Source organism: Prosthecobacter dejongeii (assembly GCF_014203045.1).
Lineage (GTDB): Bacteria > Verrucomicrobiota > Verrucomicrobiia > Verrucomicrobiales > Verrucomicrobiaceae > Prosthecobacter > Prosthecobacter dejongeii.
The window spans coordinates 241,392-263,064 of record NZ_JACHIF010000001.1; the positions used below are offsets into that span (position 1 = coordinate 241,392).

The following is a 21,673-nucleotide window of genomic DNA, read 5'->3' on the forward strand; positions in this document are numbered from 1 at the left end:
CCTGTTCATGCCGCCCCCTTCCCCAGAACGACAGCAGGCACTGCAGGCCCTCTCTGCGGAGCTGTCCAAGATCGCCGGACAGAATGCGAGTGAGGCAGACATTTATCAGGCCATTTTGCAACGATTGGCCGGGGCGACCGAGGCTTTAGGAGGGGCCATGTGGTTGGTAGCGCAGCGATCAGGCCAAGAGATCTCCTTGCGGTTAGGCGCAGGTCTCCATGTCGAGGCGGCGGCGGGCGCTCCAGAGACAGAGCAACGCCAGCAGGCGCTGCGGGCGGCGACGGAAATCATCCTTTCGTCACAGCCGCTGGTGCTGATGCCGTCCCCACCGGATCAAGGCCCGGTGACTCCGGGAGTCCTGGTGAACCTGGGGCCACATGCCATCATCGGTGCCCCTTTACGCAGTGGCGATGATCATCTGGGAGCTGTACAACTGTGGTTCCCTGCCCAGAGCGACCCGAAGAAACTGGCCGAGCTGGCACTGATGATCCAGGCCCTGATGACGGAGTTGGGGCCGCGTCTGCGCTCGCGTCAATTGCGCGAGCTGGGAGCCCAAAGCCAGCGGCAACAACGGCTGCTGCAACTGGCCTCCGATTTGACCGGGGTGCTGGATGCGGAGACGGGGGCCAAGCTGGCGACGGCGCACGCACGTGAATTGTTAGGCATCAACCGCGTGAGCATCCTGGTGCGTGAAGGAGATCGCTGGCGAGTGGTGGCCATCTCAGGCCAGGAATCGGTGGATAAACGCAGCCGTCTGGTCACAGAGATGTTGGCCTTTGTTGCCCGCCAGGCCAAGGATCAGCCTTGGGTGGTGCTAGCAGCCGAGGAGCCTTACTTTTTGGATAGCCAAATGCAATCTGCAGCCCTGGTTCCTCTGCGAGATGGGGCCGAGGGACGTGTGCTGGGTAGCCTGCTGTGTGAGAGCACGGACGCTGCGAGCTTTGGTACGGCTGGAAGCCCAGGAGATCCACGCCCGCCTGCCCTGGCACTGGCGCAGTGGCTGGCGAGTTTAGCGGGAAAATCACTGAATGCCGCCCTGGCTCATCAAGCCATGCCTTTTGGTAAATCTTTGGCGAAGGTAGGCCGCTGGCAGCAAGAAGTCTCGTCCACACGCAAACGACGTTGGGTTTTCAAAACCACACTTCTGACCGGTCTGGTGATCCTCGCCGCCCTATGGCCCATGAAGGTGCGGGTGGAAGGTGACTGCACACTGCTGCCACTAAAAAGGGCTCTCGTGACCGCTGAGGCACCGGGCCGGATCGAAGAAGTGCTGGTGCGGGAGGGCGACCGCCTAACCAAAAATCAAATCATCGCCCGACTGGACACCCGGCGTCTGCAAAGTGAGCTAGACACCACCACGCAGGCACGTAAACGCCTGGAGGCTGAAGCTGAGCGGCAGCGAGCCCAGGGCAAAGAAGCTCTGGCACGCATGGCCATGTTGGATGCCCAGGCCCAGGCCGAGATGGAGAAACGACTGAAGATGGAGATCGAGCTGGCGCAACTGCGCTCGCCCCTGGATGGCATCGTGATGACCAAAGACGTGCATTTGAAAAATGGCACATTTCTCCAAGCCGGGGAAGTCATGGCGGAGATCGCCAGCGTGGATGCATGGGATCTACGCATGGAGATCGCCGAAGCTGACATTAGCCTCATTGAAGAATCCCTGGATGATAATACCCCGCTACCGGTGGATTACCTGCTCTACACCCAGAGTGCCCGCGAACTGCACGGCCAGCTCGCCAGCAAGCAGCAGATCAGCCCGGCCCTACAAGCAGGCCCGGAGGGTGGGCGGTTCAGCATCACCCTTCCGAAGGTGGAAATCCCTGATTCCATGCAGCCGCTGATGCGCCCCGGCCTAACTGGACGTGCAAAAATCGAGCTTGGTCGAAAGCCCGCCGGGGCGGTGCTTCTGCGCAAATTCACCCGCTGGCTGCGAATGCGCTGGTGGATCTAAGAGATCATTTCCCGGGCCTCACTTCGAGAGCGCTGAATTCAGCCCAGCAGGGCTTTTTCGGTGCCCAGGAGGTGTCACCACCGCCGTGGAAGGTTTCAAAGTAAAGTCCGTCCACGCCAAAGGTTTTCACACTGCGCCATTCCATGTCCGTTTGCTCCACCATGAGTTTTTCCGACTGGTCTGGCAGGGTGATCCAGACCCGCAGCGTGCCGTCTTTTTGCCCCACTTGATTCATCGTGACGGCGAGCCGTACCTGCACGGGCTTATCCGTGGGGAAACGAAAATCGGCAGGAAAGGGGAAGCTGTGCCCGTAGTCTTCGGGCTGGTTTTTGTGGTAGATGTAGGCTTCTCCCCGGCCTTCACGCCGCCACATGAGGCGTGCGGAAAAGCCATTGGCCCCATCGGCACGACGCCCGCCACTGACATTTTCTGGGCCACCGCAGAGTCCCGGCAGTTTGCCACCTTTGATGAACTCAAAGTTAGGGCTAAAGCGCAGGGTGTATCGTAGCTCGGCCCCTTCATGCGTGCCGAGGGGAAAGCGCCAGCCAGCCCCACCTTTTTCAGGTCCGATCTGGCCGGGGGCGAAATTCACACGCAGGGCAGAGATCGAATCCTTTTTGACCAACTCCACACGCCCAGGTGCAATGCCTCCTTCGAAAGCACAACCTGGCCAGTCCTTTTTCCACTGAGCTTTGGTGTAAATGCCAGGGGAGCCCGAAAGGGTCACGGTAAGAGGAGTATTGGCTGCGTAGGCAACAGTAAAACCGACCCAAAAGAAAAAGACAGAGAGGCGTGAGATCACCCTCCACTCAAGCCTAACCAAGCGTGAGAGAAAGAACTGAATTCTTGCTTTTTGTGGCGTTTTTAGAAGCCCTCAGAAAGTGGCTGCTTCAATGAAGGATTCACCGATTGACACCCTTAGTAGTATCCCCCTAGATTCACCCTATTCTTCGAAAAAATCTTATGCACTCTGCTTCCCAAATAGCCACCTTTAAAACCTGGGCCTTTTTGAGTCTCGCGCTTCTGACTCCAGCGGTGCAAGCCGAGATGCGCACCTTTACCAGCCCCGATGGACGCACACTGCAGGCGGAAGTTCAGTCGGCCACCTCGGATATGGTGACGCTGAAGCTCACCAATGGTGCCCCTTTGGCCGTGCAGATCAGCAAGTTCAGTGAGGCAGATCAAGCCTTTATAGCTGAGTGGCGAAAGGCGAATCCCATGGCCATCAAATACAACTTTGCGGCCACCTTCACCAAAGATAAACGCGACAGCAGCAAGTCTAGCAAGAACAACGAGGAGATCACCACGGATACCTGGGCATGCAATGTGAAATTGGTGAATCGATCCAACCTGACGCTGGATGGCATCAAAATGGATTATGAAATCTACTACACACAAGTCAGTGGCAAACAGGCCGTGACGCGCAAGATGACTGGCAGGGCTGATGTTCCCAGCGTGAAGCACCTGGAGGAGGTGCTGGTGCAACTGCGAGAACTGAAACTCACCACCACCAAATTGGAAGGTGGTTTTTATTACCTCGACGGTAGCCGCTCACGCCAGAAGGACGCCATCGAAGGCGTGGTGATCAAGCTCAAGCATGACGGCAAACAAGTTTACGAGTGGGCCTCCGCTGGTGTTCCTAAAGATCGTGTCAGCACGGCCGAAGGCAAGGACAGCTCCCCTGCCAAATAAAGGCTGACTGAAGTCCAGATTTAGCGCCCGACGTGTGAGTTTGATTCAGGGCTTCGTCACATCTGGGATGCGGGAGGGGAGCGGAATTTTCAGCTTCTCCTCCAGTTCTTTGATCGTGCTGAGTAAAGATGGAGGACGTTGATTTTTATCGTAGGAGTCCTTCAGCAAATCGTAGGCTTTCCGCCACAGGGAAGGGTCTTCAGTGATCGCATATTGATACGCCGCGAGACGGGCATAGTGGAGCCGCTGGGTGATACGATACACTTCCATGTAAGCATCTGCGGCAAGTTTTGGCTCCCTTGAACGGCGCTCATAGGTCTCCCCCAGGGTCTTCCACAGCAGGGCGCTATTGGGCAGGAGATGAAGGCCTTTTTTCAGAATATCCACACCACGCTGGATGTGGTCCGCGTAGAGCTTTTCCCGAACGGCGGCATTGAGCTTCGGGTTGTTGCGGTAGTTCGAGGCTGCATTGTAAGCCATGTGCCAGGAGGCCTCGTCCCAATAACGTTCGTAGCGAGGCTGGAGGCTGGTGGTGAGGGTGAAGTAGGCATCCACCTTTGCCCAATCCACATTCGTCCAAGCGGTGTAGGCTTGCAGGTAGGTGATGCTAGCCACCAGGGATCGCAGGCCACCGAGGGAGGCTGCAAAACCCATCTGACCAATGCTATCCCGCACACTCATATCTAGCGGAGGGCTGAGCAACTTCGCCTCACGCAGATAGCGTGTAGCCGCCTGCTCCACGGGCAGTTTCAGACCGCCGAGGATAAGCAGAACCAGGAGCGCTTGCAGTTTGCGTTTCATTTACAGCTCCTTTTCGACGAACAATAAGTGTGACACGACGCAGTAGCCCACGACATACATGGCGCTGGTGCCGAGCATGATCTGCACAGCCCCCCAAGTGACCACCTCCCCTTGGATGACATTTTCTACGATGTCGAAAACAGCCAAGTCCGGGGTCAGGATGGCAAGAAGAGCGGAGAGCGCTTGCTCCACCCATGCGGTCATTTTGCCATTGAGGAAAAACTCCCGCATGAGCGTCTGCCCATGGCCGATGATGACCACACATTTGGTGATGACCACGGTGAAGAGGGTGCTGCTGGCGAAGCAGGACACCATAAGGGCAAGGGCAGAGACCACGGCGGCTTTGAGAAAGATGGCCAGAACACCGAGATGGAGATTCCACGTCAGACCTTGCTTGGCCACGTAGGCCTCAATCTGAGCTAGGTCTTCGGGCCGCTGAGCATTGAGGGACTGCACCATTTGGGCGAGCAGCAGTTTCTCGCGCAGCCAGAGCACAACACTGAAGGCGGCATCCATGAGGATGAGGCCTCCCCCGATGAGGAGCAGCACGCCGAGGAGCTTGCCCAGCAGGTATTCATAACGGGGCACAGGCTTGGACAAAATGGTGTAAAGCGTCCTGTCCTCCAGGTCCCGAGGCAGGAGCAAGGCGGTAGCGACGATGGCGATGACGACGCTGAAGATCTGCAGGGCCCCGAAGGACACGTCCTTGAGCTGTTTCAACTGCTGCTCTGGATTCAGCAGTGGGGAGGCAAAGCTGGCAGCCACCACGATAACGCTGAAGACGCCCAAAAAGGCGAGGATCTTCATGCGCATGAGCTGGGTCACAGTGGCTGTCGCCAGGGTCCAGATGCGGGCGGGCGAAAAATTGGAATGCGGCATAACGGGGGGAAATTCAGGAGCGGAGTCGGTGAACGCAGGGCGAGAAAATCAGCCCTTTTTTTCTTCGGTGGCTTCCAGGAAGAGACGCTCCAGAGTGGTGCGCGGGTGGCCGCTGCTCAGCAGCTTGGCATGGCCGTTTTCCTGCACCAGACGGCTGATCTGGGCGAGCAATTCTGGCGAGGCATCCTCAAGGACGAGCTCGGTGTGATTCTCCACCGCAATGAGGTCATCCACCCGGCCCTCACGCATCATTTTACCATGGGCCATGATGCCCACACGGTCACACACTTCCTGCATTTGCTCCAGCAAGTGGCTGGTGACCAAAACGGTGATTCCTTGCTCCTTAAAACCCAGCACAAGGTCGCGAATCTTGCGGGAACCCGCCGGGTCAACCCCAGCGGTGGGTTCGTCTAAAACGATGAGGCGTGGGCGATGCAGTAGAGCCTGCGCCAAGCCTAAACGTTGGAGCATGCCTTTGGAGTAACCGGCCACCCGGCGGTCCGCCGCATCTTCCAGGCCGGTGAGGGCCAGCATTTCGCGGGCGCGGTCTTTTAACTCCTTGCCTCCCATGCTGCACAGGCGGCCATAAAACAGCAGTGTCTCCAGGCCATTGAGATGCTTGTAAAAATACGGATTCTCAGGGAGGAAACCCACCTCGCGACGGCTGGCGACTTCAGCACTGGATCGGCCAAAAATGGTGGTCTTCCCCTGAGTGGGAGCTAGCAGGCCCAGGATGGCTTTCATGGTCGTGGATTTACCAGATCCATTGGGTCCAATGAGGCCATAGACTTCTCCAGGCTGCACTTGTAGCGAAAGATCGCGCACGGCGATAAATGCCTTTTTGCCCAAGCCCGCCTTGAAAACCTTGGTTAGGTTTTCGACGGTCACGGCTGGAGTGGGGGGAACAGATTCAGACATGGTCAGCCTCTTTAATGCAGGAAAGGCGGGGGGTGTGTCAATCGGCATCCGTTGCCGAGAGACACACAACTTGGTAAAACCAGCCTCACGCCTCAGGTGTGAGCTGCCAAAAAGTCACCCGATTGCCGAAAGGATCAGGTACCGTGAGGTCATCCGTTCCCCAAGGCATGGACTGAATGGGCGGGCGCGAATACTTGTAAGGCTGGCTGTGCAGCAAGGCATGAAATTCACGCAGGCCACTCGTCTCGATACGCACCGCTGCGCCTGGGCAGGCATCGCCATGATGCTCCGAAAGATGCAGCACGCAGTCACCTTTGGAGATCTGGCAATACAGAGGCCCATCCTCACTTTGGCGATTTTCCCAGTCCAACTGAAAGCCGAGGAAGGACAGGTAGTGATCCTTTGCACGCCCCACATCGAAGATGCGGAGAATGGGAACTGGGGCAGAGAAGGTCATCGGTAAGGCGGTTTATTTTCCAGCTACCTGTCCAGCGCCGGATGGTAGGGTGCGAAGGCGCTGGCTGGGACTGAGGCCGTATTTGTTAGGCTCATACATGGCCTCGATGCGGGCGGGAGGAGCGATGGCATCCCCTTCCCCAATCACGCGGGCCAAGTAACGAAGCTGGAACTTGCCCTTCTCGGGAGCGAAATCAGTGAAGAAGAGTGCACGATCTGCACGGACTTCGCGATGGTCGCAGAACCAGGCATCCACGCCTTCTGGAAGTTGGTCGCCTTCGCGCTCGCTCTGGGAATCGAACTCTGGGTTGATCGCCTCCAGGACGCTCGGCAGAGGATCATTGATGGCGAGGTAACGGTCACCGCCACCAATTTCGATCTGGAGGGTCACCACGACCATTTCTCCCACTCGCAGATTATCTGGGGGTAAGAGGGTGCCGTCATCGGCCAGTTTTTGATACCTGCGTTCAATGGCGTAGCCTTTGTTCTCACCTGCAAAATCACGAGCAGGCGGGTAGGCACTGGCCTGGATGCGGGAGAAAGCTTCACGTCCCGCAGGAAGCTCCACTTTCAGAGGCGCTGCCGCCAGCTTGTCATTGAGGGCAAAGGAAACCTGGGCCGTCCCTGGATGAGCGGGGATGCTCAATGGCTGCTCTTGGGCATCCCACAAGACTTTGGCAAGGAGGGGCTCCGAGGTGGATTTCAGGCTGCGTTCATAGGCAGCCAGGGATGTCAGCGTCCAGGCATTGGTAAAGGTGTTGCCCCACTCGCCACGGCCATTGCGACTTTGCAGCATGGAGGTGGCCAACTTTTCCGCATCCTGCTTCAGGCCTAGGTGGGTGTAAACAATGAGCCGTAGGGCTTTGTTGACACCATTGCCTGCCCAATGAGACCAGACGGGAGCTGTTGGACGAGGAGGCGTGATCGCTTTTTTCTTAGCTGTCGCTTTTTTCGCCGTGGGTTTTTCCGGAGGAGCAGGCGGTGTCCAGCCCACCATTTCCTGGATCTGCTGGCTCGGCGCGTCCGTGAGGCACATGGAGAGAGCGGTGTAAAGGCGGGCCGCCTCAGGGAGGCGATCACGTTTGCCATGAAGCAAATTTTGGTAGGCCGGTTCTGCCTTCTTCCCCTTCGCCAGAGTGTAGAGTGCGAGGGAGCAGTCGGTGATGTTATAAAAATCTTTTTCCTCTTCCAGTCCGCGCAGTTTTTTGGAGAGGTATTCGAGGAGTTTATCCACTACCTCCGGTGGCACCGCAGCACCGGCATCTCGAGCACGCAGCAGCATGAGACCGCCGTAGGCGCTGGCCCACAGAGATGGCTCATTGCCGCCCGGCCAATAGGCAAGGCCACCTTCTTCCGTGGTCATTTGCAGGAGACGATTCACACCTTTTTGAATAGCGTCTTTAGTCTTCTCTGTAGTGATGAGATCTGGGAAAAGCGGTTGGTAACCGCCGAGCGCCAGCCACGGCATGGTGGCGGAGGTGGTCTGCTCGGCACAGCCATAGGGATAGGTCAGAATGTATTCGAGAGCATCCTTCGCCTCCGAGAGACGCGAGGTGCTGATGCTCACCTGCACGCTGCCTTCTCCTTCAAGCAGGGCGGGGTTTATCTGCTTGGCCAAGTTCTCCACCGAAGCATCAGCACTTAAGCGAGCATACCGGACTTCCTTCAATTCGGGTACTGGATAGGTCACTTCAAACGTGGAAATGGTGGCGTCATTCAGAGACGGGGCACCGGCTGTCCATTTGACCGTTTTGGCCGACCATTTCCACTGGGCTGTGCCTAGCTTAGCGAAACGAACCGGGAAGGCCACTGCCGTGGTTTCGCCAGCTTTGACGGAGACAGTCTGCGACCATACTTTAGGTTCGGCAGAAGCTGCGGGCTTGATGCTGACGGGAATGAAGGCACGCTCTTCGCGAATGAAGTCTGTGGTCTCATCAAGCTCCAGGCGCACTTCTACCTCTCCAGAATGAGGAGTGGTGTTGTGAATCACTGCCTTCAGCAGGGTTTCATCTTCCAAGCGGGCAAAGCGCGGAACCACTGGCTCGACCATGAGCGGCTTGTTGATTTTGAAGGCTGATTCACCACTGCCAAAACGATCTGCACCACTGCTAGCGATGGCCATCAAGCGGTAGCGGGTAAGATTATCCGGGGCCTTGACCATTGTGCTGATCTTACCCTGGCCATCCGTCATCACCGTGGCTAACCAGAGAGGTGTAGCAACGAAGTTTTTGCGCACGGGCAAGGCGCTCTCATCCAGCTCGCCACCACCACCGATGACGAATCCTTTATTACCCCGCTCACGGGCCGCGAACTCCTCAGGCAGGATGTCATCAAAGGAGGTGTAGTTATCAATGGCCAGCGGTTGGGCTTCATAGAAATAGGCCGAAGGATCCGGCGTCTCGTGTTTCATGAGGCTGAGCACACCTTCATCCACCGCATAAAGAGTCACCTCACTGCCAATGACAGGCTTGCCCTGGAAATCCGTGATGGTGCCTGTGACATTGAAGGATTCAGCAGGCTTCACCTCGGGCTTCTCCGGAGCAATGGCCACGGTCAGTTCCTTAGCTTTTGAATCCACTTCCAATTGGCAATAGCCCACCTTGTATTCAGGCATCTTGTGCTGTTTCGGGCTGCCATCACTGCCGCGAACGAGCACGACCGAGACGAACACATTCGGCGCTTCTTCATCCTGCACGGGCACTCGGATCACAGGCTGCTCTGGCGAGATCTGGGTGACAAAATGACGATGCACTTTGTTACGCTCCACACTGACGAGGGCCGTGCCGGCGATGGGAGTCTTCACCACGATCACAGCTTCTTCGCCGGGCTTTAGCTTTTTCTTTTCAGGCTGGAGATTGATGCGCGCGCCATCTTCCATAGCCCAAGGAAATTCACCACCACCCAGCACATACACGGGCAGGCGTGAAAGCATCTTTTTGCCCTTTGCATCAATGGATTCGGCCGTGACAAAATAGACACCCCCACGGGTGGGCTTGAAGCTGATGAGCGCCGTCGGTGCGCTATTGGCCGCAGGCGATTTCAGAGCGATGTTTTGTTTTAGTTCTTCACGTAAGATCACTTGATCTTTGGTGGTTGAACCGCCCCCCGCAGTGGCAATTTTCAGGGTGTGGTATTCCTGGCGTTCCACCTTCACCTCGGCATTGATCTGACCAGCTGCAGGCTGACCTTTGGAATCAATGGCTAGCACATCCACTCGCACCTCTTGACCCACAGCACCAAAGAGCTGGGGGCCTTTCAGCCCTAAAATATAGTCGGCACCTGGCACTTCGAATTCGGTGGCCGAACTGATGGTTTGCTGATTGATGTCCGTCACCTCAGCGGTGACACGCACCTGCTGAGGCAAGGCGGCGCGATCAGGCGGCGGCATGGGCATTTCCAACGTAGCCACACCTTCATCGTTGAGAAACACATCCCCATTGACCCACCATTCACTTTCTTCTTCGGAATCGCTGTCATCGAAGTCGCCATTGGCATCGCGATCTTTGCCGTAGTGAGCCCAGCGAGGTGCATCGCCGAAGTGGTAATCATCATAGCCCTGCGGCGGCGTGAAAGCACGTGAGGAGGAGGCCGTCCAGCTCGCTTTGGCACGACTGAGAGACTTGCCCATGTAATAATTCGCCGTCAGGGGTAACTTCAGGCGATCTGCCAAGACATCGAGCTTCTTGCCATCCAACTTTACTTCAAAGCTATTGGGCTTGTAGTCATCCACGCGGAAGGAATAGAAGCCACTGGCTCCTTGGTTTTCCTGACCGGGAACATCGAAGTGCACCATGAGCTCATACCAGCCCATGGGGCCTTCAGGCAGTTTAAAATCTTCATTCCAAGAACCGTTCGGACTGAAGGTGATTTCCTTTTCCATCACCACGCGATAACGTGGATCGCGAATGACCACGCGGGCTTTGGAGGATTCTGCATCAATGGTTAGGTCATCCGCCATTCGAGTACGTGTCAGCGCCTTCACATGAGCGGTGTCACCGGGGCGATACAGAGGGCGATCTGAAAAGACAAAGGTGCGGCGAACAGGCTTCCACACATCTTCCCAGGCCGTGGGGATGTCATACGGGATGGCACCACCGATGTGCGAGTCATCACAATCCAAGGCGGTGCAATCACCGGCTTTCTCTGCCAGAACAAGAGAAGGATTGGCCCCTTTGAGAAGAGCAATTCCATTAGCATCTGTATCGGCATAACCAATGAGTTTTTGCTCCGCATCCACCGCCGTCAAACGCACATCACTCACGGGTTTGCCTGTCTGCAAGGACGTCACAAAAACCAAGGTCTCACGTCCATTGCTCTTTTGCATCAGCCCTAGATCCGTGAACTGCACCAGGGTTTGGGTGATGACACCTTTTTCGGCCACTCCGTCTGCCGCGCGCCCTTCAAACTCCAGGAACAAAGGGGCAGCGACATCCCCACCCAGCACTTCACGCCAGTTGAGCTTCAGCATCTCACTTTGATCCAGCGGTTTAGTCACCGGAAAGGTGCGATCAAAAACAACGGTACCTGGATAGGTCTCTAAGGACTCGGGTTTAAATTCCTTTTTCTTTTTCTCGTTCTGATAAAAGGCACTGCGGTAGGCCTCATACTTCTGGGTAGTCTGTAGAAGTTCTGGCCCCGTGAGTTTCTTCGCGCGCACTCGGACTTCACGAACGTTGGCAGCAGAGATTTCAAATTCACCCGTGCCTTTGGCCAACTGCGTCCGCACAAAAGCTGGGGCTGCGACGTACGGAGCATTCGGGATGAAAGTCACCTCGTGTTCAGCCACGGCTGACAGGGGCAGCCCATCACCCGACATAATGTTAGGCTCCACCACCACACGGTAGGGGGTCTTCAAAGCAAAGCCCCCACTGAGGCGAAGGCTGTAGCCCTGAATCTCGGCCTTCAGGCCCGTGACCGTAGGTTCGATATGAATGGCTGTGGCCATCTTATCGGCCAGAGCCTGGATCTCTTCTGGCTTTGTTGGAGTGTCTTGGGCAGGCAGCAAGGCTTTGTTAAAAGCGATCTCGAGGTAATAAGGCTGATCAAACGGAGTGTGACCACTGGCTTGGCGTACTTCAAAGGGTTTCACATCCCCTAAAGCAATGGCATCACCTGCGGCGAGATTGACATAACCCGAAGCATTCATCAGCGTGGGCTGAATGACGAGTTTCCATTTGTTGGCAACGGGTAACGGTTCTTTCGGCTCGACGACGATGGCACTCAATCGAGTGGCTCCTTCGGCCAAAGTCGGCTTCACCTTGGCGATCTCTTCAGCCCAGGTCGGCTGAGGCTCACTGTACTTATCAAAGTCCTTACTCGTGGCATGCCGGGCAGTAGCAGGAATCGTCAAAGGCGGAGTTTCCGAGACAAAAACGATGTGGGCGGCGGCATCCCCCGCGGTCACGTTGTCATTGAACTCAAAGAGGAAGTGCGGCACTCGCCGAGCCTCACTGTCATTGAACCACTTCGGCGATTGATCAATGACGCGGAACTGGGCGCTGTTGACCGAGGCTAGCGGCTCCGTGGAAAGCACTTTGCCTGCGACATCACGGAGACCTGCACGCAGAACAAAGTCGTAACTGGCATTGAACTTCGGGGCCTGGGTCAGCTTGTATTGACCACTGCGCGTGCTCACCCAATGAAATTTGCCTGCAAGCGCAGGCTTAATGACCAAAGGCGATTCAGGGTCCACCGTACCGATTTTTTCCTTGGGAATCATCGGTGTGGGGAAGACCACTTCCAGCGTACTTTCGGGTGAAAGCTCCGCCGGATTAATGGAAAAATCCGCTTCCAAAACGGGTTCGGCTTTGGTTTCGACGCGGCCCTTTTTCTCAGGAGCCGCCAAAGAGACAGAAGTGGGCAGCAAGGCCGCCAAAAAGAGGGCTGAAGCCAGCCCAAAACGCGAGATAGGTTTCATGACGTGCGGGGAAATTCGCTGAGTGAGAATAGCATGCTGGGTGAAAACGCGCAGAATTTTTACCAAGGATTTTGTCAGATCGGCGCTTTGCATGATGTGATTTGATTGATTCGGAGCCGAGAAGAGACAGGTTGAGGGCCCAACATGCTCACAGATCTGCACAATTATCTTTATCACCTTGAGCCCACAGGCGGCATTCCGCTCAAGCCAACAGGCATCGTGCTGGGGCTAGCCTTGCTGGCGAGCCATCTGTGGGCCTGGAAAAACGCAGATAGCGCCAAGGCTTTTTTGAAAGCTTTCCCTCGTCACTACGGCTGGGGTGTGGCTCTGCTGAGCATCGGCTTTGTCTGGGGCATGATGTGCCTGTTTAACATGGACATGGGAGAGTTTTTCTTTTTGCGGAAATGGTTCCTCATGCTAGTCCCCATCGGCTTCGTTTTGGTGCTCCTGTATGTGAAGGAGTTTCTCGCCGTGAGAGCCTTAGGCTCTCTCATGTTGCTAGCTGCGGGTCCGGTGCTAGCTGCCGCCTTCCTTCAACCTCAAGTGACCCGCCTCCTTCTTCCGATCCTAGCGTATGCCTGGATCATCGCAGGCATGTTCTTTGTCGGCATGCCTTATCTGATGCGAGATTGGACCACTTGGCTGCTGGCCAAGCCAGCCCGGTGGAATCTAGCCGTGTGGTCGGGCGTGGCTTATGGCGCGCTGTTGTTGGTGCTGGCCGTCACGACCTACTAAGACGGATATGGAGCGCCCAAAACCGCGCATCCTGGTCATTCGCGGCGGGGCTATCGGAGACTTCATCCTCACGCTGCCGGCGATCCGGCTGATCCGGGAAACCCTGGTGGGCTGCCACGTGGAGGTCCTGGGCTATCCAGGAATCATGGAACTGGCCCTCAAGGCCGGCCTGGCAGACTCTGCCCGCAGTTTAGAGCATCGCTCCATGGCTTTGCTCTTTGCCAAGGGAGCCCCGCTGGACCCAGCGCTGGTGGAGTATCTTCTGAGCTTCAATGTTATCGTCAGTTACCTGTTCGATCCCGATGGCGTCCTGCGTGGTCAGCTTGAAAAAATCGGCGTGAAGACATTGCTGGAGTGCCCTCACTCAGTCAAACCAGGCAAGGGCCATGCTGCGGAGCAACTGGCGAAGCCGCTGGAAAAACTGGCGATGTATCTGGATGAACCGGACTGGCGAGCCCCGCTGTTTGCGCGGCCAAACGCGGATTCAAAAAAGAGCCGAATCGGCCTTCACTTAGGCAGCGGCTCAACAAAGAAAAATTGGGCAATCGAGAATTGGCAAGAGGTAACGGCAGCCATTCAGCAGCAGCGACCCGAGCTAGATTTGGCGATCATCACTGGGGAGGTGGAACTGGAACGCGGCATCACACCCACCGGATTCCAGGCGGATCATCATTGGCACGCGCTGCCCCTGCCTGAGCTGGTGGATCACCTCGCAACCTGCGATTTCTTCCTCGGCCACGACAGCGGCATCTCCCACCTCGCTTCCGCTTGCGGGGTTCCCTGCCTGCTGCTTTTCGGGCCGACCAATCCGGACATCTGGGCACCACCCCAGCCGGGTGTCAGCATTATTCGGGCAGAAAACGGGGACTGGGCGCAGCTCACTCCTGAAAAGGTCATCCCTGTGGTGATGGAACGTTTGTCGCCGTACCGATAACAATAAGCCCACAACTCGCCTCAAGCCTTAGCTTGTGACGCTCCCGTGACATGCTAAAGATTTTCCATCATGGCTGAATCCCAACCTCGTTTTCGCACTCTTCTGATCCTCGGCGCTCCCGGCAGCGGCAAAGGCACCCAGGGGAAAGTGCTCGGTTCCATCCCGCGGTTTCATCATCTGGCCTGTGGAGATGTGTTCCGCTCTCTGGATACACGCACGGCTTTGGGACAGAAGTTTGTCCAATATTCCAGCCGTGGAGAACTGGTGCCGGATGATGTCACCGTGCAGCTTTGGCGCGCGAACATCAAACAAAAGGTGGATGGTCACCAGTTCAAGCCAGAGATTGATTTCCTGGTACTGGACGGCATCCCGCGCAATGTGGATCAGGCAAAATTTATGGAAGAGGACATCGAAGTCCTGAAGGTGTTTCACCTTTCCTGCCCCGACCGCACGGAACTGGCCCGCCGACTGCGCAAGCGGGCGCTTAAAGACAATCGTTTTGATGATGCGAATGAAAGCGTCATCCAGCAGCGTTTCGCCACCTACGAGGCCGAGACCAAGCCAATCCTGGAGTACTACAAGGGCGACCGTATTGTGGATATTGATGCCAGCCAGCCGCCAGCCAAGGTACTTTACGACATCCTCGCCGGTGTGATGACCCTCCAGGCCTGGCGTGACATCGAGCAAATGAAGGTGTAAGAAACCCTGCATGCGCATCCTTTTCATCGGTACCGGGGACATCGGTCTGCCCTCGCTGGAGTGGCTTCTCTACACGCCTAAACACCAAGTGGTGGGCGTAGTAACCCAGCCGGACAAGCCTGCAGGGCGCAAGCTAGTGCTGACGCCACCGCAGATCAAAGTCAGGGCGGAAGCTGCGGGCATCCCCGTGATCCAGCCCCTAAAAATCCGAAATGCCGTCGAAGAGCTGAAAGCTTTCAATGCCGATGTGGCCGTGGTGGTGGCCTATGGGCAGATCCTCTCTCGCGCAGTGCTCGACGTTCCGAAGCTGGCCTGCCTCAACATCCATGCATCCCTGCTGCCCAAGTATCGCGGGGCGTCCCCCATCCAGGCGGCAATCCGCGCCGGTGATAGCGAAACGGGCGTGACCATCATGCACATGGATGAAGGCCTGGACACAGGCGACATTCTGTTAATGGACCGTGTCACCATCGAACCGACCGACACAGGCGGAAGCCTGCATGACAAGCTGGCCCTGGCCGCCCCAGCTAGCCTGGAAGAAGCGTTGGACCTCATTGCTTCAGGCCCAGCGCCACGCAAGGCGCAGGAAAATGAATTCGCCAGTGACTGCGGCAAACTGAAACGTGAAGATGGCCGACTGGACTGGACACGCAGCGCTAGCGAACTGGAGCTTCTCATCCGCGCCTACAATCCCTGGCCCGGCACCTTTACCCTGCTGCCAGGTGACGGCAAACCCGCACCGCTGAAGGTGCATCGCGCACGAGTCATCCCCGACGCCGAAGCCTGCCCTGCGCCCGGAACCGTGGTCGAGAGTGATCCCAAGACCGGCCTCATCGTGGCCTGCGGTCAGGGTCTCCTGGCTCTGGAAGAAGTGCAGGCCGAAGGCGGCAAACGCCTGGCGGCAGGAGATTTTCTGCGGGGTAAACCGTTGGAAGTGGGGGTTATTTTCTCACCCTGAAGCAGCCCTTCAAACCCAAAGGGTTTGCAGCATTGAGCCCAGGGTTGGAACAACCCTGGGTTGTCGCCCGCTAAGCAGCCCAGCATCAGTCGAATCTCAACGAGGTTTCGTCCGACGCCCAAGGAACCGGACACTATCACGTCAATCGTGGCCACGGACGGAAGCCTTTCAGGCTTCATAGCTGGCACCCCTATCGCAAACAGACGACCCGGGGTTGTGCCAACCCCGGGCTGGATGACACAAGCCCCATGGGCTTGATCGGACCCAGAAATTTGCAGCTACCGAACCTCCAAAAAAGTAACGCCCAATCGTATAGAACAACCTTTGAAAATCAGCCAACTCCCTTACCGCCACAGAGCATTCCAGGCCATGCCTAAACCGCCGAAGACGAAGAGCAGTGGGAACCAGATGGAGTACAGAGCGGCACGGGAATCGTGCTTGAGGATGGCGATGTCCGGCTGGGCAGGATTGACGTAGCAGGTGGTTTCCTGGCCGATGGGGTAGTCCTCCAGCTTTTTGCGGGCGTTGTCCTCGTGCTGACTGGCGGAGTCCACCCGCTTGATTCGAGTGCCCGTCAAGGCTTTGCCCTCAAATGTGTACGAGTAGCGTACGTCGGCTTTGTGCGCGGGATTGGAGTGAGGCGTGGGGCGCTCACTATGGACTTGCGCTGAAATAATTCGGCAGGGAGTGGCCACCCAGCGGCGCGTCTCCTCCGCCCGCTGCCAGGATGTCCACAGCACCCAGGTAAAGAGCAGCCCAGCCATGGCCAAAAAGAGGCCCATGCCAGCGAGCCAAAGGCGACCGGAAAGAGAGGAAACGGGGGCGGAAGACATGAATGGGGGAGGGATGCTTTGACTAGCCTACGAGCGTGCTCCATACAAGGAGGTTGCACACCTGAAAATGGCCCTCGCTTCTGAAATCCCTTTGCCCAATACCCTGCCCCCGCGCTGGCTGCTGAAGCCCGTGCCGGAAGCCGCCGGGGATATGGCTGCGGATACGGGCCTGCCCCTGCTGCTGACCACGCTGCTAGCCCAGCGTGGGCTGGTTTCGTCAGACCAGATTCAGGATTTCCTGGTGCCTAAGTTGGCCTCGCTCGGAGACCCAACGGTTCTGCCAGAGATGAACATCGCGGTGGCGCGCATCCTGAAGGCGGTGGATGAAAACCAACGCGTGGCCCTTTATGGCGACTATGATGTGGATGGGGTGACCTCCATGGCGCTGATGCACCTGACGCTGAAGGCGTACGGCCTGCGCACCCACCTCTTTCTGCCTTCTCGCATGGAAGAAGGTTATGGATTGAGCATGGATGGCTTTGCCCGGCTTTTTGAGGAATTTGGCAAGCCTGATCTGCTGCTGGCACTGGACTGCGGCACCACTTCCATCAAGGAGCTAACTTGGCTCCAAGAACAGGGCGTGGACTGCGTGATTGTAGATCACCATGAGTTGTCGCCGTTTGGCCGCCCCCCCTGTGTCGCACTGGTAAATCCTAAGCTGGGAGCGGATTATCATTACTTTTGCACAGCAGGCCTCGTTTTCAAAGTGGCCCACGCGCTGCTTAAGACACGCCGGGTGGACTTTGATCTCAAAGAGGCCCTGGATCTGGTGGCCCTTGGGACCGTGGCTGACTTGGTGCCTTTGATTGATGAAAATCGCCTGCTGGTGCGTCGCGGACTTGAGGCCCTGGCGCAGACGGAGCGCATCGGCCTGCGGGCCCTGAAGGAAATCGCGGGTGTGGATGGGTTCATCCAGACACATCACGTGGGATTCCGCCTCGGGCCGCGCCTGAACGCCGCCGGGCGCCTGGATACGGCCTCCACCGCCCTGCAACTGCTGCTGGCGGAGGATTCGCTGGTGGCGAATGAATTTGCCGTTCTTCTAGAAAACCATAACCGCGACCGCCAAGCGGTGGAACTGGAGGTCTTTAATGAGGCTGAGCAGCAACTGCTGGCCATGGGAGATCTGGAGCACATCCCCGCTGTGGTCTTGGGCTCGCGCAAATGGCACCCGGGCGTGGTTGGCATTGTGGCCTCACGCATTTCCCGGCTTGTGCATCGGCCTACCATCCTGTTTTCCTTTGACGAAAATGGTATGGGCAAAGGCAGCGGTCGCAGCATCCCAGGTTTTTCCTTGGTGGAAGCCATCGAATTCTGCCGTGAACACATCGTACGCGGCGGTGGCCATGCCATGGCTGCGGGTGTTTCGGTTCACGAAGACAAGCTGGAGATCTTCCGCGAGCGTTTTTCAGAGGCGGCCCGGCGCGCCCTCAGTGAGGAAGCGCTGACGCCCGTCCTAGAGCTGGATGTGGAAGTACGGCTGCGTGATCTTTCCCTGGAATTCCTGCGCAATTTTCGACTCATGGAGCCCTTCGGGCAGCGCAATCATGAGCCCGTCTTCCTTTGCAAACGCGTCATGCCACGCCTGCCGGGACGTCTCATGAAGGAGAAGCACCTGCGCGTGATGCTGAGCCAAGATGGAGCCTCCATGGAAGCCCGTTGGTTCAACGCACCGCTGAAAAATCTACCGAAACCTCCGTGGGATGTTGCCATGCGAGTGCAAAGAAACTTTTGGCGGGGCGAAGAGCAGTGGCAACTTACGCTGGATGCTGTGCGCACTTCTGAAGCCGATTGACCCTTTTATATTGCGATAGCGCCATGGATTTACCGATTACATTGCCCCGAAAACGCGGCAATTCGTCTTTAAATCTTATCGCCCACCGCTCGGTTTTCATAGGGCTTATCCTAGCCTTCCTGATCCTCAATGGCAGGGCCCAAGCAGCCACCCCAGCTCCACTGAAAAAAGTGAGCATTCAGCTCAAGTGGCATCATCAATTTCAGTTCGCAGGCTACTATGCCGCGCAACTTCAGGGATATTACCGCGAGGCAGGTCTAGAGGTAGATCTGCGGGAGGGCTCACCTCTCCGTCGTTCGCTGGAAACAGTCGAGTCAGGGAATGCCGACTTTGGGGTGACAGACTGTGATGTCCTGCTGGCACGCATGAGGGGTAGCCCAGTCGTGGTATGCGCGGCAATTTTCCAGCACTCCCCGTACATCATGATGAGCCTGGCGGAGCGTAACATCACCAAGCCTTCTGATCTTGTGGGCAAACGTCTCATGGTGGCGACCGACCAAGGAGAAGCGGAAGTCAGGGCCATGATCCAGCGCGAGGGACTGCCGCCAGATCGCATCACCTTTATTCCTCACACTTGGAATAACCAAGACCTCATCGAAGGGCGGGTCGATGCCATTTCTGCTTACAGTACGGTCGAGCCCACGCAGCTACGGCAAAGAGGTGTCCAGCCCTCTTACATCCGCTTCAGCGATTACGGGGTGGATTTTTATGGCGATACCCTCTTCACCACAGAGGGTTTGGTAAAACGAGATCCCGCCCTCGTGCGTGCTTTTGTGGAAGCCTCCCTCAAGGGCTGGGACTACGCCATGAAGCACCCGGATGAATTGATCGAGCACATCCTGCAAATGCCCGGCGTGAGGCAGCGCGGCATCCAGCGGGAAAACCTGGAAGTGGAGGCACGCGAGATGGTGCCTTTGATCCAGGCCGACCTTGTCGAAGTAGGCCACATGAATGCCGGGCGTTGGGACCGAATTGCCCAAACGTTTATTGAAACCCAGGTCGTCAAAGAAAGCTTTAATCTTCAGGGCTTCATTTGGACCCCAGAGAATTCAACTGATTTGAAACCCTTACTGTGGAGCATAGTCATCCTCAGTGTCATCGGCGGCCTGGCGACTTTGTGGACGCTGCAACTCCGTCATCAGGTAGAGCTACGGACTCAAGAGGTGCGGGAAGGCCAGCGAAAGCTCTCGGCCATCCTGGATAATACGTTTCAACTGCAAGGCCTGCTGGATGCCGAAGGACGGCTGGTGGAGGCCAATAGCACCGCCCGTTCCTTTGCGGGAGTGGAAATAAATGAAGTGGTGGGGAAATGGTTTTGGGACACCGTCTGGTGGACTCATTCCAGCACGGAGCAGGAAAAACTTCGCGAGGCTATCCGCCAGATCCAACAGGGGAAAGAGGGCGGTCGATTTGAAACAGTCCATCCAGACCGGAGTGGAAACCTCCATACGATCGATTTCTCCATTCGTGCCGTCAGACTTGAGGATCAATCCCTGCTCTACATGATGGTGGAGGGTTATGACATCACGGACCGAAAAGGGGCCGAGAATGCACGCCGCATCTCTGAAGCGAACCTTTTGGCTTTGATGGAAAACAGCTCGGGATCCATTTGGTCCATGGACCGAGAGATGCGCTACCTCACCTTCAACTCACGCTACCTTGATCACATCCTAGCCTTAGGCGGTCTGAAGGCTGAACTCGGCCAACTCCTGCCCGAGGTGGAACCCAAGGAGCACTTTGCTGAATGGCGTCCCTACTATGAACGCGCCCTGAAGGGCGAGCGATTCAAGGCCACATTCAATGAAGACGTGCGCGGGAAAACCCGTGTCTTCCAGGCTTCCTTCAATCCCATCCGCCATGGCGGCGAAGTGACCGGTGTGTGCGTCTTCAGTGATGATGTCACGGATCAAAAACAGTTGGAAGACCAGCTTCGCCAATCTCAGAAGATGGATGCCATCGGCCAACTCGCGGGTGGAGTCGCTCATGATTTTAACAATCTGCTGACCGTCATCCAAGCAAACGCTTCGTTGGCCAAGATCGTCAAACTCTCGCCTGAGATGACCACTCGTGCCTTCAGTGAAATTCTAGATGCAGCCAATCGAGCAGGCACCTTGACCCGACAATTGCTGACCTTCAGCCGCCAGCAACCTGTCAACAAAACGAGCCTTAACCTCAATCAGATTGTCTCAGATATGAACCGCATGCTGCAGCGGCTGATCGGTGAACACATCCTAGTGAATCTCAGGCTCAGCAGCACCCCGGCCCTGGTGCTTGCGGATGCGAGCATGATGGAGCAGATCGTCCTGAATTTAGCCGTCAATGCGCGTGATGCCATGCCTCAAGGGGGAACCTTGACCCTGACCACTCGTCAGTTGCTCCTCAAACAACTTCCGCGTGAAGCCCCCTCTCAGGCCTTACCCGGTCATTACATCTGCCTGGAGGTGCGAGATACGGGGACTGGTATTCCTGAGGAGCACTTGCAAAGAATCTTTGAACCATTTTTCACCACCAAAGCGATCGGCCAAGGGACGGGCATCGGGCTGGCCACGGTTTTCGGCATCGCCCAGCAGCATGGCGGCTGGGTCACTGTGGAAAGCCAGTGGGGTGCGGGCGCGGCTTTCCAGGTTTTTCTGCCACTTTTGAGCATCCCCGAGCAGCCTTCTATCCAGGAGGAGACCGCGCTACCTTCTTCACTAGGCACCCGAGGCACGGCCACCCTCTTGATTGTGGAAGATGAGGGGACGGTACGCACCATCGTCAAACACGTGCTGACGGCTCATGGTTACAAAGTCCATGAGGCCACCAGTGGCCAAGAAGCTCTGACTCTCTGGGAAGAGATAGGCCCCGAAGTGGATCTAGTGCTCACAGATATGATCATGCCCGGTGGTGTCTCTGGGCATCAGCTCGCTGCACAACTCCAGACACTGAAACCGGAGGTCAAAATCATCTACACCAGCGGTTATTCGGCCGAGACCTTCCGCCGTGATTCCGTCCTGCCGGAAGATGCGATTCTGCTGCGTAAACCCTACACGGCAGCGCAACTGCTGGCAGAAGTCCATCGTCTCATCCCAGGCGACCTGGATGCCACCCAGGCATGACCTG

Annotated in this window: 15 protein-coding genes; 8 read left to right on the top strand and 7 right to left on the bottom strand. The window is 56.8% G+C overall.

The genetic code is table 11. The annotated features are described in order from the left end of the window. Positions 1–7 precede the first annotated feature (7 nt). Positions 8–1,954 carry an efflux RND transporter periplasmic adaptor subunit gene (locus HNQ64_RS00785; RefSeq protein WP_184204382.1) on the top strand — a complete coding sequence of 649 codons (1,947 nt, stop codon included), beginning with the start codon at positions 8–10 and terminating at the stop codon, positions 1,952–1,954. Between the two features lie 4 nt (positions 1,955–1,958). Here the strand turns inward: HNQ64_RS00785 and HNQ64_RS00790 are convergent, their stop codons facing one another. Beyond that, positions 1,959–2,756 carry a polysaccharide lyase gene (locus HNQ64_RS00790; RefSeq protein ID WP_184204383.1) on the bottom strand — a complete coding sequence of 266 codons (798 nt, stop codon included), beginning with the start codon at positions 2,754–2,756 and terminating at the stop codon, positions 1,959–1,961. 161 nt (positions 2,757–2,917) lie between these two features. Between HNQ64_RS00790 and HNQ64_RS00795 the strand changes: the two genes are divergently transcribed. Next, complete coding sequence (locus tag HNQ64_RS00795) at positions 2,918–3,646, top strand: hypothetical protein (protein ID WP_184204384.1); 729 nt, start codon at positions 2,918–2,920, stop codon at positions 3,644–3,646. Positions 3,647–3,691: 45 nt separating this feature from the next. Here HNQ64_RS00795 and HNQ64_RS00800 read toward each other — a convergent pair whose 3' ends face one another. The 5 genes from HNQ64_RS00800 to HNQ64_RS00820 all read right to left on the bottom strand — a co-directional run bounded on the left by HNQ64_RS00800 (position 3,692) and on the right by HNQ64_RS00820 (position 12,617). After that, on the bottom strand, positions 3,692–4,447 hold the full coding sequence (locus tag HNQ64_RS00800) for a hypothetical protein (protein ID WP_184204385.1): 756 nt from the start codon (positions 4,445–4,447) through the stop codon (positions 3,692–3,694). Next, positions 4,448–5,326, bottom strand: coding sequence for an ABC transporter permease subunit (locus HNQ64_RS00805; protein ID WP_184204386.1), 879 nt, complete (start codon positions 5,324–5,326; stop codon positions 4,448–4,450). It lies immediately after the preceding gene. 48 nt (positions 5,327–5,374) lie between these two features. Beyond that, positions 5,375–6,244, bottom strand: coding sequence for an ABC transporter ATP-binding protein (locus tag HNQ64_RS00810; protein ID WP_184204387.1), 870 nt, complete (start codon positions 6,242–6,244; stop codon positions 5,375–5,377). An 85-nt stretch (positions 6,245–6,329) separates the two neighbouring features. After that, positions 6,330–6,701 carry a glyoxalase superfamily protein gene (locus HNQ64_RS00815; RefSeq protein ID WP_184204388.1) on the bottom strand — a complete coding sequence of 124 codons (372 nt, stop codon included), beginning with the start codon at positions 6,699–6,701 and terminating at the stop codon, positions 6,330–6,332. 12 nt (positions 6,702–6,713) lie between these two features. Continuing rightward, positions 6,714–12,617 carry an alpha-2-macroglobulin family protein gene (locus HNQ64_RS00820; protein WP_184204389.1) on the bottom strand — a complete coding sequence of 1,968 codons (5,904 nt, stop codon included), beginning with the start codon at positions 12,615–12,617 and terminating at the stop codon, positions 6,714–6,716. Positions 12,618–12,761: 144 nt separating this feature from the next. On the opposite strand from HNQ64_RS00820, the gene HNQ64_RS00825 reads away from it, so the two are divergent. From HNQ64_RS00825 to fmt, 4 genes are all read left to right on the top strand, one after another. Continuing rightward, positions 12,762–13,352 (top strand): hypothetical protein, encoded by a 591-nt coding sequence (locus HNQ64_RS00825; RefSeq protein WP_184204390.1) that lies wholly within the window; start codon positions 12,762–12,764, stop codon positions 13,350–13,352. Positions 13,353–13,359: 7 nt separating this feature from the next. Then, on the top strand, positions 13,360–14,286 hold the full coding sequence (locus HNQ64_RS00830; protein WP_184204391.1) for a glycosyltransferase family 9 protein: 927 nt from the start codon (positions 13,360–13,362) through the stop codon (positions 14,284–14,286). Positions 14,287–14,355: 69 nt separating this feature from the next. Beyond that, on the top strand, positions 14,356–14,985 hold the full coding sequence (locus tag HNQ64_RS00835) for an adenylate kinase family protein (RefSeq protein WP_184204392.1): 630 nt from the start codon (positions 14,356–14,358) through the stop codon (positions 14,983–14,985). A 10-nt stretch (positions 14,986–14,995) separates the two neighbouring features. After that, positions 14,996–15,943 (top strand): methionyl-tRNA formyltransferase, encoded by a 948-nt coding sequence (gene fmt / locus HNQ64_RS00840; protein WP_184204393.1) that lies wholly within the window; start codon positions 14,996–14,998, stop codon positions 15,941–15,943. A gap of 344 nt (positions 15,944–16,287) precedes the next feature. Here the strand turns inward: fmt and HNQ64_RS00845 are convergent, their stop codons facing one another. Then, complete coding sequence (locus tag HNQ64_RS00845; RefSeq protein ID WP_184204394.1) at positions 16,288–16,776, bottom strand: DUF3592 domain-containing protein; 489 nt, start codon at positions 16,774–16,776, stop codon at positions 16,288–16,290. A gap of 67 nt (positions 16,777–16,843) precedes the next feature. On the opposite strand from HNQ64_RS00845, the gene recJ reads away from it, so the two are divergent. After that, entirely contained in the window at positions 16,844–18,571 is a 1,728-nt protein-coding gene (gene recJ, locus HNQ64_RS00850) for a single-stranded-DNA-specific exonuclease RecJ (protein ID WP_184204395.1), read from the top strand. Positions 18,572–18,594: 23 nt separating this feature from the next. Beyond that, the gene (locus HNQ64_RS00855; protein ID WP_184204396.1) at positions 18,595–21,669 is read left to right on the top strand and encodes an ABC transporter substrate-binding protein; all 3,075 of its coding nucleotides are present in this window, start codon (positions 18,595–18,597) and stop codon (positions 21,667–21,669) included. Positions 21,670–21,673: the final 4 nt, after the last annotated feature.

What these genes read in the sequence shown, in the direction of transcription:
- HNQ64_RS00820 (WP_184204389.1), bottom strand. Translation starts at nt 12,617, where the DNA reads ATGAAACCTATCTCGCGTTTTGGGCTGGCTTCAGCCCTCTTTTTGGCG.
- HNQ64_RS00835 (WP_184204392.1), top strand. Translation starts at nt 14,356, where the DNA reads ATGGCTGAATCCCAACCTCGTTTTCGCACTCTTCTGATCCTCGGCGCT.
- HNQ64_RS00795 (WP_184204384.1), top strand. Translation starts at nt 2,918, where the DNA reads ATGCACTCTGCTTCCCAAATAGCCACCTTTAAAACCTGGGCCTTTTTG.
- recJ (WP_184204395.1), top strand. Translation starts at nt 16,844, where the DNA reads ATGGCCCTCGCTTCTGAAATCCCTTTGCCCAATACCCTGCCCCCGCGC.
- fmt (WP_184204393.1), top strand. Translation starts at nt 14,996, where the DNA reads ATGCGCATCCTTTTCATCGGTACCGGGGACATCGGTCTGCCCTCGCTG.
- HNQ64_RS00785 (WP_184204382.1), top strand. Translation starts at nt 8, where the DNA reads ATGCCGCCCCCTTCCCCAGAACGACAGCAGGCACTGCAGGCCCTCTCT.
- HNQ64_RS00810 (WP_184204387.1), bottom strand. Translation starts at nt 6,244, where the DNA reads ATGTCTGAATCTGTTCCCCCCACTCCAGCCGTGACCGTCGAAAACCTA.
- HNQ64_RS00830 (WP_184204391.1), top strand. Translation starts at nt 13,360, where the DNA reads ATGGAGCGCCCAAAACCGCGCATCCTGGTCATTCGCGGCGGGGCTATC.
- HNQ64_RS00815 (WP_184204388.1), bottom strand. Translation starts at nt 6,701, where the DNA reads ATGACCTTCTCTGCCCCAGTTCCCATTCTCCGCATCTTCGATGTGGGG.
- HNQ64_RS00855 (WP_184204396.1), top strand. Translation starts at nt 18,595, where the DNA reads ATGGATTTACCGATTACATTGCCCCGAAAACGCGGCAATTCGTCTTTA.
- HNQ64_RS00825 (WP_184204390.1), top strand. Translation starts at nt 12,762, where the DNA reads ATGCTCACAGATCTGCACAATTATCTTTATCACCTTGAGCCCACAGGC.
- HNQ64_RS00800 (WP_184204385.1), bottom strand. Translation starts at nt 4,447, where the DNA reads ATGAAACGCAAACTGCAAGCGCTCCTGGTTCTGCTTATCCTCGGCGGT.
- HNQ64_RS00805 (WP_184204386.1), bottom strand. Translation starts at nt 5,326, where the DNA reads ATGCCGCATTCCAATTTTTCGCCCGCCCGCATCTGGACCCTGGCGACA.
- HNQ64_RS00845 (WP_184204394.1), bottom strand. Translation starts at nt 16,776, where the DNA reads ATGTCTTCCGCCCCCGTTTCCTCTCTTTCCGGTCGCCTTTGGCTCGCT.